Genomic DNA, 15,514 nt, shown 5'->3' with positions numbered 1-15,514 from the left:
CGCGCCCCCGTCGCCCGCCTGCCCCGGCCGGCGTACCTCCGCCGAAACGGCTGGTCGATGGAGCTGACGAGTCTGCCGCTGCTGATCGTCGTCTGGTGCGTCACGATCGGTGCGGTCACGGCGCTGGTGCTGTACTGGCGCCGGTTGCGCGGCCGGCTGCTGCCGGTCCGGGTCGTCGCGCTGCTGCTCAGCGAGATCCTGTTGATCTTCGGGGTCGCCCTGGTGGTCAACCGGTCCGGCGAGTTCTATCCGACCTGGTCGGCGCTGCTGAGTTCGGGCGGCGCCGACGACCACTCGACCGAGCGGCACGCCAACCTGGCGCCCTGGCTGCAGAGCAAGGCGGGGGAGGGGTCGCGCTACGGACTGGCCTTCCCGTGGCGGCCGGAGGGCGACGCGGCCTGGGCGCTGGACCGACCGCCGACGATCTTCCTGCCGCCGGCCTACTTCCGGTCGCCGACGCTGAATCTGCCGGTCGTCGTCGTCATCGCGCCGCCCGGCGTCGGCGCCACCCGGGACGGCTGGAACGACCAGGACGTCGCCGCCTTCGGCCGGGCCACCGCCATCCCGGCGGTGCTGGTGTTCATCCGGGCCGACACCCGGATGAAGGTCAAGCGACTGACCGGTGAGCTGCCCACCCGGCTCGCCGCCGACCTGCGGATCGCCCAGCACGGCTGGGGCATGGCCGCGATCGGCGGGGCCGTACCGGACGGCCTGCGGATCTTCGAGGGCGACCCGGACCGGTTCGGCCCGCTCGCGCTGCTGCCGGCCGGTACGCCGCTGGCCGACGGCCAGGTCCAGCGGGCCCAACGGGACGCCGGCAGCCAACTGTTCGTCCCGGGCCGCACGGACCCCACCGGCATCCCGTCGCCGGCCACCACCTCCGGGAAGGCCGCCGCCCCGGGTAAGGCGGCACCGCCGGCGCACCCGGGCACCCACCCGAAGGCCCCGCCCGGCGCCACCCATCCCTCGGCCACCCTCCGGCCCGGCCCGACCACGGCGGCTCCCTCCACGGCCGGGGGAACGCACCACACGTTGACCCCGTTCGGCACCGGCGCGCCGACGCCGAACGGCACCGGATCACCGGAACCGACCGGGAGCCCGGCGTCCCCGCAGCCGGCCGGCGGGCTCGCCACCGCGCTGCGCTGGTTGTTCCAGCACCTGCCGCCGGCGCTCGCCGAACCGCGCGAGTTGCAGCCGCTGCCACTGCCCAGCGCCACCCCCTCCGGATCCGGTGGGGCCGGCCGGCCCGCGTCGCCGCCCCCACGGCAGCGGGGTGCCGCCCGAAACGTCGGCTCCTGACCGGGGAAGGGAACTCGTCCATGGCTCCGGACAGCATCGGTACGCAGATCACCACGATCGTCGTCGCCGTCGTCCTCGTCGTCCTGACCGCCACGCTCTGGGAACGGCCCCGCGGCTGGCTCGCCTGGGTGCTGCGGCCGCTCGCGCTGACCCTCTGCCTGCTCACCGCGCTGGCCGCCGGCGGGGTCGCGGTGAACCGGGAGGTGGAGGTCTACACCACCTGGTCCGCGCTGTTCGGCAAGGCGCCGGGCGAGGCCGCGACACCGACCGACGAGCAGGCGCCCGGTGACGCGCTGCAGCCGGTGCTCGACGCGCCGCGCAGCGCCTCCGGCAGCCGGGTGGTGTCCTTCACCGTCACCGGCAAGGCCAGCGGCATCACCCTGCAGGCGTTCGCCTACCTGCCGCCCGGCTACGACCAGGAGCCGCTGAACGGGCAGCGGTTGCCGGTGATCGAGGCGCTGTCCGGGTTCCCGGGCTCGCCGCAGACCTGGCTGAAGGCGCTGGAGGCGCCCAAGATCCTGGACGAGGAGATCACCTCGGGCCGGATGGCTCCGACCGTCGTGGTGTTCCCGTACCAGGTGTTGTCGAACACCCACGACACCGAGTGCGTCAACGAGGTGAACGGCATCCAGATGGACACCTTCCTCACCACCGACGTACCGGAGGCCGTGCGGCGGCTGTTCCGGGTCCGTACCGATCCCGGCGGGTGGGGTCTGATCGGCTACTCGGCCGGCGCGTTCTGCGCGGTCAACCTGGCCCTGCGGCACCCGGACAAGTACTCGGCGGCGGCCAGCCTGTCCGGGTACTTCCGGGCCATCACCGACAAGACCACCGGCGACCTCTACAAGGGCAACCAGGACGCGCGTAACCAGAACTCACCACTGTGGCGGGTGCAGAACCTGCCGATCCCGCGGGTGGCGCTGTATCTCGCGGCGGCCAAGGACGACACCTTCGAGTACAAGGAACTCGAACAGTTCGTCGCCGTCACCCGGTCGCCGCTGCGGGTGACCACCCAGAGCCTGCCCCAGGGCGGACATACCCGGAAGGTGTGGAAGGCGTTGGAGGCGCCCGCCTTCGACTGGCTCTCCTCCTGGCTGTCCGCCCCGGTCCCGATCAGCTGACCCACCGATCGGGGGGGGGTGACCCGGGACGGCCCCTGCCCGCCGACCGTCGGGACGGATCCGCGCCGCCGCAGGCATGAACCCGGGCCGCGCGGGGTATTGGCGGCCGACGACATCCGGAGGGTGGGCGGACAGATGGACGTGACGGTGGACGAGCGCGGCTGGCCGCTGGTCGTCGGTGCGGACCCGGACACCCGGGCCGCCGTACGCACGGCGTTGCGCGACGGTCGGACCGACGACCCCCGGGTCGACGCCCTGGTCCGCGACTGGCAGTACCGCTGGCGGATCCGCCGCTGGCTGCTGCCGGTGTCGGTGCTCTGCTGCCTCGCCGCGGTGGCCTGGGCCGACGACCCTGGCCTGCAGGCGCTGCTCACCGTCGGCGGGGTGGCCATCGGGTTGGCCGTCTGGCGGGCCGAACGCACCCACCGTCGGCTGTCGCGCTACCAGGGTCTGGACGCCGCCGACCCCGCCGAGACGGAGGCGTAGCCCCGCTCCCGTATGGTCGTCCGATGTCGACGACCACGACGGTCCAGCCGGACTTCTGCCGGCGACAGTGGGCCCGGCTGCGCCCCCGGCTGCCGTACCGGGAACTGGCCGGCCACGACGACGTGCGGGCGGTGGCGGCGGTGCCGCTGCCGGACGGCCGGACGCTGCTCGCCACCGGCGGCGACGACCGGCGGGTCCGGCTCTGGGACCCGACCACCGGCGACCCGTACGGCGATCCGCTCCGGCACCGGGGCAAGGTCACCGCGCTGGCTGCGCTGCCGGTCCCGGACGGTCGCGTGCTGCTCGCCGTCGCCGCCGGCCGGTCGGTCCGGCTCTGGGACCCGGGCACCGGCTCGGCCGTCGGCGCCCTGCTGGCCGGGCACGCCGACACGGTGACGGCCGTCGGGGCCGTCCCACTGCCCGACGGTACGACCCTGCTGGCCACCGGCGGCGCCGCGAAGGACCCCACGGTACGGCTGTGGAATCCCCTCGACGGCTCCCTCGTACGGGAGTTGACCGGTCACCGGGACGGGATGTCCGCGCTGCTGCCGTGGTCGACCAGCGACGGCCGGACCCTGCTGGTCAGCGTCAGCCGTGGCTGGCACGGCTCGATGCGGTGGTGGGACCCGGCCACCGGCGGGTGTCTCGCCGAGGTCGGGGCGGTGACCCACGTGGCGACCGTGCCGCTGCCGGACGGTCGCAGCCTGCTCGCGGCCGAGGGCGGCGGCCGGGTCGTGGACGGCCGGTGGCACACCGTCCTGCGGCTGCACTCGCCGGACACCGGGCAGGTGCACCGCGAACTGTTCGACGGCCCGGACAACGACGCGCACGCGCTGACCGCCCTGCCGCTGCCCGACGGCCGGACCCTGCTGGCCGCCGCCACCGGCCGGTCGGTACGGCTGTGGGACCCGGCCACCGGGGAACGCGCCGGCGAGTTCACGGCCCACCGACACCTGGTCATGGCGCTCACCACGGTCCCGGCGCCGGACGGCCGCGCGCTGCTGGTGTCCGGCGCGGGGCAGCCGACGGTACGACTCTGGGACCTGTCCGACGGGGTGCCGCAACCGTCCGACGATCCGGCCCACCCGGTGGCCGCCATGGTCTTCCTGCCCCGACCGGACGGGTCCGTCCTGCTCGCGAGCGCTGGCGAACGGACGGGTGTGCACCTGTGGGACGCGGACACCGGAGCACCCGCGGGCCGGCTGGCCGACGGCGCCGGCGCGGTCGGCACGTTGGCCGCCGTGCCACTGCCGGACGGTCGCACCCTGCTGGCCGTCGGCGACGAGGCCGACCACTCGGTACGGCTGCACGACCCGACGACCGGCCTGCTCGTGGCCCGGTTCACCGGCCACACCGTCCCGGTCCGGTCGGTCGCCACCGTGCCGCTGCCGAACGGCGGAACGCTGGTCGCCACCGGCAGTCCCCGGGACCGGGACCGTGATCCGGTGCGGTTGTGGGACCCGCTGACCGGGACGCAGGTCGGTGCACCCCTGCACGCGGCCGTCGGACCGGTGGCCGCTCTGCCCATGCCCGACGGTCGTACCCTGCTCGCCGCGCCCGATCAGGACGGCGCGCTGCGGTTGTGGGACCCGGTCGCCCGTGCCGTGGACGGGCGGGCGCTGGACGCACGCCCCGAAGCGGGGCTGGTCCTGGTCCCGGTGCCATCGCCGGACGGCCGCGCACTGCTGGCCGGCCATTCGTACTGGAGCGTCCGGCTGTGGGACGCGGACGCGCGGATGCCGCTCGGCCCGGCCCTGGTCGAGCGGAAGTTGTCGGTGCTGGCGCTGGCGGCCCTGCCCGGACCCGACGGGTCGGCCATGGTCGTCACCGGTGCTGTCGACGGCACTGTGCGGTTCCAGGACGCCGGATCCGGGGCGCTCCGACACCTGCTCCCGGCGGACGAGGAGCCCGTCCTGGCCCTCGCCGCGCACGACGGACGGCTTGCCGTGGGACGTGCGGACGGCATCGCCGTGTACGCGCTGTCGGCCCCGGACGGTCCGACGGTGTCGCCGCCGAACGGTCCGGTACAAGAGAACTGGAAAGAGTAAAAAAATCGTCGTCGGATTGATCCGGGCGCCCGGTTCGCTCGTACTTAACAGTCGGACCGGCGAACGTGACGAGGAGGTCGAGTGGCGGAACGGTCATCCCCGGACGAGCGGGACGCCTCCGCTCGGAGCGGGGCGCCCGGCCCGGTGGTGACGCCCGCGACCGGTCGCCCGCGGGCGGAAGTCACCGGCGACGACGAGAACGGGTCTGCGGCGATCTACCTGGTCATCGAGCCGTCCGCCGAACGGGAACCGGCCTCGGCCGACCTGCCGCGCGCCACGCCACCGCCACCGCCCCCGGCCACGCCACCGTCCCCGTCCCCGTCCCCGGCAACAAGACCATCACCGGCCGAGTCCGCGCCGCCGCCCGCGTTCCGGCCGGCCGGTGTGGTCCCGGACAGCCCGCCGCCGTGGACCGGCCCCGCAACCGCCGCTGCGGGCCGGCGGCGGTTCCCGGGAGAGCCGGACGACCCGTCCGGCGCCGCGTCGTCCGTCGCCGTGGGCGCTCCCGGCCGGGTCCGGACACCCCGGTTCGACGTGCAGGTCGTCGGCACCGAGGCGGTCCGCCGGTTGGTCGAGGCGGCGGCCGGCCACGAACGCGATCCGGAGTTCGAGGGGCCGGTGGCCGGCACCGAGGCGGTCCGCCGGCTGGTCGAGGCGGCCGACCACGAGGAGCCCGCGCCGGATCCGACCCCGCCGACGCCCGCGGCCGAACCGGCTCCGGCGGGCACCGCCCGCGACGCCGACGACGTCCGGGTCGCCGGCCCCGCCGACCGGGTCGCACCCCCGCCGGTACGCCACGAGCCGGTCGTGCCCCCAATCGGACCGCGCCCCGGTCCGGCCGACCGCGTCGAGGCGGGCGAACCGTCGCCGGCCGGCGCGGCAGGGTCAGAAGCGCAGCCGCCGCCGGAAGCCCCGGCCGAGCCGGCACGGGCCGGCTCGGCGGACGGGCCGACGACGCAGGCCGGTTCGCTTGATGCCGCCCCCCGCCCGTCCGGTGACTCCGTGCAGAACGGGCGGGACACGACGGTCTCCGGTGAGCGCCCGAGCCTCTCGGAGCGCATCGCGCTCAGTCGCGAGGTCCCGAAACTGACGGACCTCTGGCCGGATGCCGTGGCGGAGGACGCGCAGTCGAGCGCTCCGTACCCGGTTCGTGAGGAGTCCTCCGCCGGGCAGGACGAGCCGTCCACCGGCCGGGAGCCGGAGCGGGCGGAACCCGCCGCGGACCGCCTCGGACCGGGCGTACCCGTACAACCGGCACCGGGGGTGCCCGACCGGTCGCCCACGACCGGATCGCCGGACCCGGCCGCCGAGGCCGAACTGTGGTTCGGCAGCCCGGCCCGGCCGTCCCAACCCTCGCCGACCCCGTCCGCCCCGACCCCGTCCGCCCCGACCTCGTCCGCCCCGACCCCGCCCGCTCCGACGGCCTCGCCCACGTTCGCCCAGACTGAGCCCACTCCGGTCCGGCCCACGCCAGGCCACCCGGTGGACGAGCCGGCGTCGGCGGCGTCGATGGTGGACGCACCGCGCGTACCGCCGGTGGTACGGCCCGCACCCACGGAGCCGGCCGATAAGCGGCAGCCCGTGGTGGCGAAGATGGAACCCGCTCCCGTCCAGCCCGTGCCGCCGGTCCACCCGCAGCCGGAGGCGTCGGCCGCGCCCCGGTCGGGCCCGTCGGTGGCCGGACCGCCGCAGGCGACGGAGGAACCGCCACGTGCGGTGACCCCGGAACCGCTCGCGCGGCGCACTCCGCGCACGCCGCCCGCCGGACAGGACCCGTCGCCCCCCGTCCGGTACGACGCGACGCCGTCCGCCCGGCCGGATGGACCGTCGTCCGCGCGTCTGGACGGGCCGTCGGTCGCCCGTCAGGACGCGGCGTCGTTCGTGCGTCAGTCCGTGCGGTCGTCCGCGCGCCAGGACGGGCCGTCGTCCGCCGACCAGGAGTCGTCATCGTCGGTCGGGCCGGACACGTCGCCGCCCCCGGCCCGGCCAGATCCGGTGCTCGACCCGGATGGACCGACCGCGGCTGTGCCCGATGCACCGGTCGCCGATCCGCCGGGCGCGGGAGAGTCCAGCCCGGAGCGGGACGATCGGCCGACCGGCCGGCAGAAGGAGGCGGCTGCCGAACCGGAGGAGCCGCGTCGTGGCCGCCGGTGGTTCTTCGGGCGCAAGTCGCGTCGCGAGCGTGCGGCGGTTGACGCCGCCGAGTCGTCGCAGGCGGAGCGGACCCGGGCCGAGCGGGACCAGACCGAACAGCCCCACACCAAGCAGGACCACACCGAGCAAGACGGCACCGAGCAAGACGGCACCAGGCAAGGCCGCACCGAGCAAGGCGGCGCCGAGCAGGCCCGGACCGCGCAGCCCGGCGCCGAATCAGTTGTTGTCGAGCGCGTCCGGGAGGAAAAACCCCGCCAGGAGCAGTCCCCCGCGGAGCGAACCCGGGAGGAGCAAGCCCGTGCGGAGCAGGCGCGGGTAGAGCAGGCGCGGGTGGAGCAGGCGCGGGTGGAGCAGGCGCGCGCCGAGCGGGCCCGGGAGGAACAGGCCCTGGCCGAACGCGCCCGGGCCGAGCAGGCGCGGCTGGAGCAGTTGCGGGCGGAACGGATCCGGGAAGAGCGGCTCCTCGCGGAGCAGGCCCGGGCTGAGCAGGCGCGCCTGGAGCAGTTGCGGGCGGAACGGATCCGCGAGGAGCAGCTCCGGGCCGAGCGAATCCGGGAAGAACAACTGCGAGCGGAACGCGCCCGCGCGGAGCAGGCCCGGGCCGAGCAGGAGCGGTTGGCGCGGGAGCGGGCCGAGCAGGAGCGCTTGGCGCGGGAACGGGCCGAACGGGAGCGGGCCGAACAGCTTCGGGCGGAGCAGCTTCGGGTCGAACAGCTCCGGGCCGAGCAGCTTCGGGCCGAGCGGGAGCGCGCGGAACTGGCCCGTGCGGAGCAGGAGCGGCTGGAACGGGTACGTGCGGAGCAGTTCCGGGCCGACCAGCAGCGCGCGGAGGAGTTCCGGGCCGAGAAGGCCCGCCTGGAGGAGCTTCGCGCCGAGCGGCTCCGCGCCGAGCAGGCCAGGACGGAACCGCCGGGGGACGGGCAGCCCGCCACCGAGGCCGAGCGGGCGGAGCGGCTGCGTGCCGAACGGCTCCGGGCGGAGCGGGCCCGTGCCGAGCGGACCGCCGCGGAGAACAGCGTCTCGCCGGTGCAGGACTACGTACCCACCACCGGGTTCGAGCCGCCCGTCGGCGACCCCGCCGAGTCCGCCCCCGTCGGTCCGGAGCCCGACGCGTGGTCCGACCCCGACCGGCGGCCCGCCGACCAGCGGCCCGTCGAGCGGCAGCCGGCCGAGCAGTGGCTCCCCGCCACGCCGGACCCGGTCGACCGGCCGGTGGACGACCTCCGGACGGACCCCCCGCGGGACGGCCGGCACCGCGACCGGTTCCCGTCCGGCGACGACCTTCGGGCCGACGTTGCGCCGGACGAGCAACCGCCGCCACGGGAGACCTGGCGTCGGGTACCCCGGCCGCCCGGTTCCCCCCGGCCCGAACGCCGGCGCCGGGCCGACGAGCGGGACCGGGCGATCGACTACTCCGTCGACGACCAGCCGCACCGTAGCTACGCCGACGACGAGTTCTACGACGACGGTTACAGCGACGAGGAGTTCCACTACGGACCGTCCGACGACTCGTGGACGCCCCGGGAGGAGGTCGACCCGGACCGGTTCAACCGCAGCCGTTCCGGCTCCGGCCGGTCCCGGCGGCACCGGGAATCCAAGGTCACCTGGTCGAGCCGGCTCGACGCGGCCGACCAGCCGGCCCGTCCGCCGGCCGCATCGGACCCGGGCGGGCGCGGCAACGCGCCGGACGTACCGGAATCGGGGGTTGGTGAACGGGCCCGGCCGGCGGCGGACGGCCGGGACGGCGACGGACGCCATCGGGTCGACGCGCCGCCCGCGGCCGGTGCCGGCACCGGCGACCAGGCGCGGCCCTTCGACGTGCCGGCGGAGGCCGGGTCCGCGCCGGGCGCGGACCCGGGTCCGGACCGCCGCGCCGACCTCTACCCCGACTGGTACGGCGGCGAACGACCCGAACCGGCGGCCCGGCGGCGACACGGCGCCGCGGGGCGCCGCGGCCGGCGTCGCGCCGACGACCCGGTCGCGGACGACCCGCCCGGCCAGGTCGCGGCCGTCGCGACCGGCCCGGCGGGCCGGGACGACGGTGAGCGACCCGCCGGCCGTTCCTGGCTGCGCAACGGGGCCCTGCGGTTCAAACGCGACCGTACGACGCGGGAACCGGCCCGGGACGCCGACGAGGCGGGACCGGCCGGGCCGAACGTCGAGATCGACCTGCAGAGCCCGGCCGGACCGGACACCCCGGGCCGACGCCGGACGCCGACGGCGAAGGCGATCGGCGCGACGATGCTGATGACGGCGCTGCTGGGCGGGGCCGTCATCGTCGCCGCCGTGTACGGGGGAGCCGGCCGGAACGCGTTCGGTGTGGGCGGCGGCGGTACGGCGGCGGACGGGGTCACCGTCTCGGCGCCGCTGGACGGCCGCGACCGGGCCACCCTCGACCTGATCAGCGGCGCCGGTCCGGTCCGGCTGAAGGCGGTGGACCTGGGCGGTGACCTCTACCGGATGACCGTCGGCGGTGGGCAGCCGCCGCGGCCGACGGTGCAGGGCGACCAGGTACGGATGCAACTGCCCGGTGCCGGTGCGGTGGACATCCAGGTCAGCACCCGGGTGCGCTGGCAGGTACGGGTCTCCGGGGGCGCCTCCGAACAGGTCCTCGACCTGGCCGGCGCGCCGCTGTCCGGGTTCGAGCTGCTGGGCGGCTCGCAGCAGGTGGAGGCCTCGCTGCCGCCGGCGGCCGGGACGTTCACCGTGAAGGTCAGCGGCGGGGTCAACCAGGTCAAGATCCGGGTGCCGAAGGGTCGACCGGTCAAGGTACGGGCCGGCGGCGGCGCCGGCACCGTCACCCTGAACGGCACCCGGCACCAGTCGGTCGCGTCGGGTCGGGTGTTCATCCCGCCGGGGTTCGAGTCCACCCCCGACCGGTACGCGGTGGACATGGCCGTCGGCGTCGGCTCGCTCACCGTCGAAGAGCGCTGACCGTCCCGTTCCCACGGCTGCCGGCAGCCGACCGGGACACCCACACCGGCGGCGGTCACCCCGATCGGTGACCGCCGCCCGTCGACCCCCGTCACGACGCGTCGCGCAGCGCGTTCCGCCGTTCCAGCAGCTCGTCCGTGTCGATCTCGCCGCGGGCGTACCGTTCGGCGAGCGTGCGTTCGGCCGCGGCCCGCGCCGACTGCTTCGGCGACCGGCGGTAGAGGACGTAACCGAGCACGGACAGCACGATCACCCAGAACGCGATCGGGAAGACCAACCACCAACCCGGGCTGCCGTCCCAACAGCCCGGTCCCCAGCCGGGCTGGTCCACGGCGTACGCGGAACAGCTCGCCACGTGTGCCAACATCTCGATCTCCCTACGCCGTCGGCCCGCCGCTGCGCGCCGTGTACGCCAAGGGTGTCGATTTCCGGGTCGGCCGCCGTCGGCCCGTCGGCGGCATCCCGGGTACGCCGCGCGCCGCAGCCGGAACGGCACCGGCTACCCCCGTCGGCGTACGGTCCCGGTGGAACGGGCCCCGACGGTTGCCACCGCCGGGGCCCGGTCGGTCACGCCGGTCGACCCGAGGTCACCACCAGGCGCTGCAGCCGCTGCCCAGCGAGTCGCAGGCCCGCAGGTAGAACTTTTTCAGGTGGGAGTAGCTGCCGCTCTTGGCGGCGGTGCTGACCTTCCCGTCCTGGTATTTCTGCACGTAGGTGTACGAGGTGGTGACGCCGACCGACCAGGTGCCCTTGTAGTAGCCGCCGCCCACCGACGTCCAGCTCTTGCAGACGCGGGAGTTGCCGCCGCGACCGTCGTACAGGGTGGTGCAGCCGGAGGCGGCCTGCGCCGCCGTCGGGACGAGCAACATGCCGGTCGCCAACGTCGTGGCGGCCAGCAGCCGGATGATCTGTCGTTTCATCGGATTGTCCTTCCTGTCAGACGAACCACTGCGGATAGCCGTGATCGAGCGACGAGTTGACACTGGTGCAGTACGCGTAGGACCAGCCGCCCCCGTTGCCGACGTACGCGCCGCCGACCGCCCGGCCGTTCTTGCACACCGCGACCGCCCGGTACGCGGCGCCCGGCCGGCCCGTGCAGGACACCCCGTACGTGTTGCGGTCGTGCCATTCCTGGCAACTGCCGGCCGCCAGCGCCGGGCTGGCCACCGTGAGCGCCCCGGCCGTCACCGTGGCGGTGGCGAGCAGGCCGAGAATGCGTTGTAGCAGCATGCTGTCGTCCCCTCCCTGGACGTGAACCGGCGCCAAACGGCCCGGTCACCACCACGGTGGCGGAACGGGGGCCGCGCGGCATCGGCCGTACACGAACGGCGGTTGCCTATTCGCGCACGGCCCGTTCGCGCCGGTAGTCCCGCGGCGGGATGCCGTAGGCGGCCCGGAACGCGCGGCTGAAGTGGGCGGCGTCCGGAAAGCCCCAGCGGGCCGCCAGCGCCCGGATCGACCTGTCCACCAGCAGCGGCTCGGCGAGGGCGCGGCGGCAGTGTTCCAGCCGGCGGTGCCGGATCCACCCGGCCACCGTGTCACCCTCGGCCTGGAACAGCAGTTGCAGGTGTCGCAGGGAGACGCCGTGCGCGGCGGCGACCATGCCGGGGGACAGGTCCGGGTCGCCCAGTCGCCGCTCGATGAACGCCTGAACCCGGGCCAGCAGGACCTGCCGATGACTCTCGGTCGGCACCGACGCGCGCGCGTCGAGCTGGTGGGCGAAGAGCGCGGTCACCAGATCCACCACGATGGTGGCGAGCCGGGGTACGTCCGTCGGCCGGTAGGCGGGCGCCCGCCGGGTGATCTCGGTGAGCGTGGTCGCCACCAGCGCGCCGACGCCGTCACCTGCGCAGATGCGTTCCGCGATCAGCCGGTCGGTCGTCCGCGCGGGCAGCGGCAGGCGGGTCCGGGGGATCTGCAGCAGGAGCTGGCTGGCCGTCTCCCCGTCGTCGGCGGTCCAGCCGTGGAACGGGTGCGACGTGTCGTACAGCACGAAGTTCCGCACCCCCAGCACGGTCTGTCGCCGGGTGACCTCCAGGTTGAGCTGACCGCGCAGGGTGAGGGCGAGGACGAGCTGTTCCGGGTCGGACTGGCGGACCAGCTTCGGGCTGCGGCGGTACCGGATCGACCGGTAGTCGAGCCGAGACAGGTGGATCCCGGCGAGGTCCACCAGCCGGGCGGAGGCCCGGAAGTTGGCCACGTCGTCGCACTCGATCACCGTGGGCACGATCAACTCGCGGGTGCGGTCGTGCCACCAGGTCAACCGTTCGGCGGCGGGCAGGTCGTCGCTGCGGGAATCGACGTAGATCACAGCTACCCCAATCGACGTTGATGGTAAGCCGGAGCGTATTCGGACAAGGCACAGGAATCGCACAGGCGCCGATCGCCTCCCGATCGCCGGCAGGCCCACCCGGAAATGGACGATGAGCTGTGACGTTGACGATTCGGCAGGGATCCGGCGGGATGGTCGTGCAACCCTTGCGGGGTCGCCGGACAAGTGGCCGTGGCCGCCACCGGCCGGCGTGGTTCGGCGCTGCCCCGCTGCGGAAACGGGGGACAGCGGGTCAGTGCCGGCCGAGCCCGTCCAGTTTCGCCCGGACGACGTCCGCGTCCGGATCGTCGAGATCGTCGAGGATGCCCACGGCCGCCCGCCACTGGCGCGCGGCCGCGTCGACGTCACCGGCCGCCGCGTGGGTGTCGCCGAGATGCACGAGCAGTTCCGCCTCGTGCATCCGGTCACCGGCCTGCCGGAACAGCTCCAACGCCCGCCGGTAGCAGTCGGCGGCCTGCTCGTACTGCCCGAGGTGGTGGTGGGCGTAGCCCAGGCTGTCCAGGGTGGCCGCCTCGCCCTGCCGGTGACCGGTGGCCTGGTGCAGGTCGAGTGCCTGCCGGCAGTAGGTCAGGCTCTGCTCGTGGTCACCCAGCTGGGCGTACCGCCAGCCGATGGCGTTGAGCGCGTCGGCCTGCCCCGCCTTGTTCCCGGCCGACCGGTACGCCGCCAGGGCCGCCTCGGCGTGCCCGAGCCCGTCGGCGTGCCGCCCCTGCCGCCCGTACGACCAGGAGATGCTCAGATGGGTGTGCGCCTGGCCGGCATGGTCGCCGAGGTCACCGAACAGGGCCAGCGCGTGCTGGTACTGCGCACGCGCCTCGTCGTGACGGCGCAGCCGGGCCTGTCCCAGACCGAGCAGCCGACGGGTACGCGCCTCGCCCGCCGGGTCGGCCGACCGGCGCGCCGCCGCCAACGCCGCCTCCTGCACGGGCAGCCACTCCTGCCACCGGCCACCCCGGTCGACGTAGGTGGCGTTGGTCGAGACCAACTGCCACACGTGGGTGTCCAGCCCGGCGTCGCCCGCCCGGTCGACGGCCGCCAGCAGGGTCCGCTGCTCGGCGGCGAACCAGGCCAACGCCTGCTCCCGGTCGCCGAGTTCCTCCGGCGTGACACCCGGCTCCGGCGCCGCCAGCGGCAACGGGTCGGCGTGCGGATGCAGCAGCATCGCCGCCGCGTGCCCGGTGTGCAGGTAGTGGTCCAGCAGCCGACGCACTGCCGATTCCCGGTCCGGACCCGGCACGTCGGTGTCGCCGAGTTCGGCGGCGAACGCCCGGAGCAGGTCGTGGAACGTGTACCGGCGCGGTTCGTGCTCGTCCAGCAGGTGCGCGTCGGTCAGCTCGGCCAGCAATGGCCGGACCCGGGCCGACGACACCCCGGCGAGGCTCGCCGCCGCGGGCAGGCCGATGTCCGGACCGGCGTACAACCCCAGCAGCCGGAACAGCCGGGCCGCCGCCGGACTCAACGCGTGCTCGGACCGGGAGAACACCGCCCGCAGGTCGGTGGCCCGGTCCCCGCCGTGCCACGCGTCCAGCCCGCCCCGGGCGTCGCGCAACTCGGCGGCCAGCACCCGCAGCGGCAACCGCGGGTTGGTCGCGGCCCGCGCCGCGAGGATCGCCAACGCCAGCGGCAGCCGGGCACACGCCGCGACGATCTCCCGCACGGCCGCCGGCTCCGCCGCCGCCCGATCCGCGCCGATCCGCGCCGCCAGCAGCCCGCGCGCGTCGTCGTCGGTGAGCAGGTCCAGTCGTACGGGATGGGCGCCCTCACCGGCGACCAGGCTGGTGAGCTGGTTGCGGCTGGTCACCAGCACCAGACAGTCCGGCGAGCCGGGCAGCAACGGGCGGACCTGTTCGGCGTCCCGCGCGTTGTCCAGCACCACCAGGACCCGCCGGCCGGCGAGCAGGCTGCGGTACAGCGCGGTCCGCGCCGACGGGTCGTCGGGCACCCGGTGCGGCGCCACCCCCAGCGCGGCCAGGAACGCCCGCACCGCGTCGCCGGAACTCACCGCCGTGCCGGTCGGATCGAACCCGCGCAGGTTCACGTAGAGCTGACCGTCCGGGAACCGGTCGCGCACCCGATGCGCCCAGTGCACCGCCAGCGTGGTCTTGCCGACCCCGGCCGTGCCGGACAGCACGCAGACCGTCACCGCGGTGGGGCGCGCGGCACCGGCCCGTAGGACCGCGTCGAGCCGGTCGAGTTCCTCGTCCCGACCCAGGAAGCCGGGAATGTCCAACGGAAGCTGCGCCGGCACCGGCTGATGCCGCCCCTGCGGCCCGTGCTGCCCCTGCCGTTCCGGCTCGCCCCGCCGGTCCGTCGCCGGCCCGCCCCGCAGCGCCGCCTGGTACGCCGCCCGCAGCTCGGCGCCCGGGTCGGCGCCGAGCTGGTCGGCCAGCCGGGTCCGCACGGCGGCGTACCGGTCGAGCGCCTCCGCGTCCCGGCCCAGCGCGGACAGGGCCCGCATCAGCACCGCCACGACCGGCTCCGCCAGGGGATATTCGGCGACCGCCTCGGCCAGCGGCGCCAGCACCGCAGCCGGGTTGCCGCGGCGCAGCTCCGCCGCGGCCCAGTCCACCAGCGCGTCGCGGCGCTGCTGGTGGCAGGCCTCGCGGACCCGGGCGGCCCAGTCGCCCGGCAGGTCGGCCAGCGGTACGCCCTGCCACAGGTCGAGCGCCTGCCGCAGCAGCGTCGCCTGCCGCATGGCCGGCTGCTGCCGGTCGCGGGCCTGGTCGAGCAGCCCTCGAAAGCGGAGCAGGTCGACCCGGTCGGGGTCGACGTCGAGCAGATACCCACCCGAGCGCCGGACCAGCCGCGCTTCGCCCCCGGCGGCGTCCCGCCCCGCCCCGCTCCCGGTGGCGTCGGCGTCCCGCCCCGCGCCGCCCTCGGGCGGTTCGAGGACGCGGCGGAGGCGGGACAGGTGGACCTGCAGGGTGTGCCGGGCGCGCTGCGGCGGGCTGTCGCCCCAGACCCGGTCGATCAGGGTGTCCATCTGGACCGGTCGGCCGGCGTCCACGGCGAGCGCCGCCAGCACGCCGCGCTGCCGCGGCGGCCCGGCGTCCACCAGCCGCCCGTCGATCCGGACCTCCACCGGCCCCAGCACCCGAAACTCCAGCACCCTCGCCCCTCGTCCCTCGCCCCTCGCGACC

10 protein-coding genes are annotated in these 15,514 nt (G+C 75.4%); 5 read left to right on the top strand and 5 right to left on the bottom strand.

The window, feature by feature from the left end; genetic code table 11:
* Positions 1–57: 57 nt before the first annotated feature.
* The 5 genes from ACFOX0_RS21465 to ACFOX0_RS21445 all read left to right on the top strand — a co-directional run bounded on the left by ACFOX0_RS21465 (position 58) and on the right by ACFOX0_RS21445 (position 10,042).
* Positions 58–1,299: a hypothetical protein gene (locus tag ACFOX0_RS21465; RefSeq protein ID WP_377548834.1), complete on the top strand. Its 1,242-nt coding sequence runs from the start codon at positions 58–60 to the stop codon at positions 1,297–1,299.
* Positions 1,300–1,319: 20 nt separating this feature from the next.
* Positions 1,320–2,420 carry an alpha/beta hydrolase gene (locus tag ACFOX0_RS21460; protein WP_377548831.1) on the top strand — a complete coding sequence of 367 codons (1,101 nt, stop codon included), beginning with the start codon at positions 1,320–1,322 and terminating at the stop codon, positions 2,418–2,420.
* A 135-nt stretch (positions 2,421–2,555) separates the two neighbouring features.
* Entirely contained in the window at positions 2,556–2,906 is a 351-nt protein-coding gene (locus tag ACFOX0_RS21455; RefSeq protein WP_377548829.1) for a hypothetical protein, read from the top strand.
* Between the two features lie 23 nt (positions 2,907–2,929).
* Positions 2,930–4,954, top strand: a complete 2,025-nt coding sequence (locus tag ACFOX0_RS21450; protein WP_377548827.1) for a WD40 repeat domain-containing protein — start codon at positions 2,930–2,932, stop codon at positions 4,952–4,954.
* A gap of 81 nt (positions 4,955–5,035) precedes the next feature.
* Positions 5,036–10,042 (top strand): hypothetical protein, encoded by a 5,007-nt coding sequence (locus ACFOX0_RS21445; protein ID WP_377548825.1) that lies wholly within the window; start codon positions 5,036–5,038, stop codon positions 10,040–10,042.
* 91 nt (positions 10,043–10,133) lie between these two features.
* On the opposite strand, the gene ACFOX0_RS21440 is transcribed toward ACFOX0_RS21445, so the two are convergent.
* The 5 genes from ACFOX0_RS21440 to ACFOX0_RS21420 form a co-directional block, all read right to left on the bottom strand.
* Positions 10,134–10,409 (bottom strand): SHOCT domain-containing protein, encoded by a 276-nt coding sequence (locus tag ACFOX0_RS21440; RefSeq protein WP_377548823.1) that lies wholly within the window; start codon positions 10,407–10,409, stop codon positions 10,134–10,136.
* 220 nt (positions 10,410–10,629) lie between these two features.
* On the bottom strand, positions 10,630–10,962 hold the full coding sequence (locus ACFOX0_RS21435; RefSeq protein WP_377548821.1) for a hypothetical protein: 333 nt from the start codon (positions 10,960–10,962) through the stop codon (positions 10,630–10,632).
* 16 nt (positions 10,963–10,978) lie between these two features.
* Positions 10,979–11,272 (bottom strand): hypothetical protein, encoded by a 294-nt coding sequence (locus ACFOX0_RS21430; RefSeq protein WP_377548819.1) that lies wholly within the window; start codon positions 11,270–11,272, stop codon positions 10,979–10,981.
* Between the two features lie 106 nt (positions 11,273–11,378).
* On the bottom strand, positions 11,379–12,353 hold the full coding sequence (locus ACFOX0_RS21425; RefSeq protein ID WP_377548816.1) for an AraC-like ligand-binding domain-containing protein: 975 nt from the start codon (positions 12,351–12,353) through the stop codon (positions 11,379–11,381).
* Between the two features lie 253 nt (positions 12,354–12,606).
* A complete protein-coding gene (locus ACFOX0_RS21420; RefSeq protein WP_377548814.1) occupies positions 12,607–15,483 on the bottom strand; it encodes an AfsR/SARP family transcriptional regulator in 2,877 nt (958 codons plus the stop codon).
* Positions 15,484–15,514 lie beyond the last annotated feature (31 nt).

This window comes from Micromonospora zhanjiangensis (assembly GCF_042650605.1).
Classification (GTDB): domain Bacteria; phylum Actinomycetota; class Actinomycetes; order Mycobacteriales; family Micromonosporaceae; genus Micromonospora_J; species Micromonospora_J zhanjiangensis.
Note: the sequence above shows the minus strand (reverse complement) of the source record. Positions and strands in the feature narration are given on the sequence as shown.

Excerpts from the sequence above, each read along its gene's own strand:
- ACFOX0_RS21465 (WP_377548834.1), top strand. The coding sequence starts at position 58 with ATGGAGCTGACGAGTCTGCCGCTGCTGATCGTCGTCTGGTGCGTCACG.
- ACFOX0_RS21460 (WP_377548831.1), top strand. The coding sequence starts at position 1,320 with ATGGCTCCGGACAGCATCGGTACGCAGATCACCACGATCGTCGTCGCC.
- ACFOX0_RS21455 (WP_377548829.1), top strand. The coding sequence starts at position 2,556 with ATGGACGTGACGGTGGACGAGCGCGGCTGGCCGCTGGTCGTCGGTGCG.
- ACFOX0_RS21450 (WP_377548827.1), top strand. The coding sequence starts at position 2,930 with ATGTCGACGACCACGACGGTCCAGCCGGACTTCTGCCGGCGACAGTGG.
- ACFOX0_RS21440 (WP_377548823.1), bottom strand. The coding sequence starts at position 10,409 with ATGTTGGCACACGTGGCGAGCTGTTCCGCGTACGCCGTGGACCAGCCC.
- ACFOX0_RS21435 (WP_377548821.1), bottom strand. The coding sequence starts at position 10,962 with ATGAAACGACAGATCATCCGGCTGCTGGCCGCCACGACGTTGGCGACC.
- ACFOX0_RS21430 (WP_377548819.1), bottom strand. The coding sequence starts at position 11,272 with ATGCTGCTACAACGCATTCTCGGCCTGCTCGCCACCGCCACGGTGACG.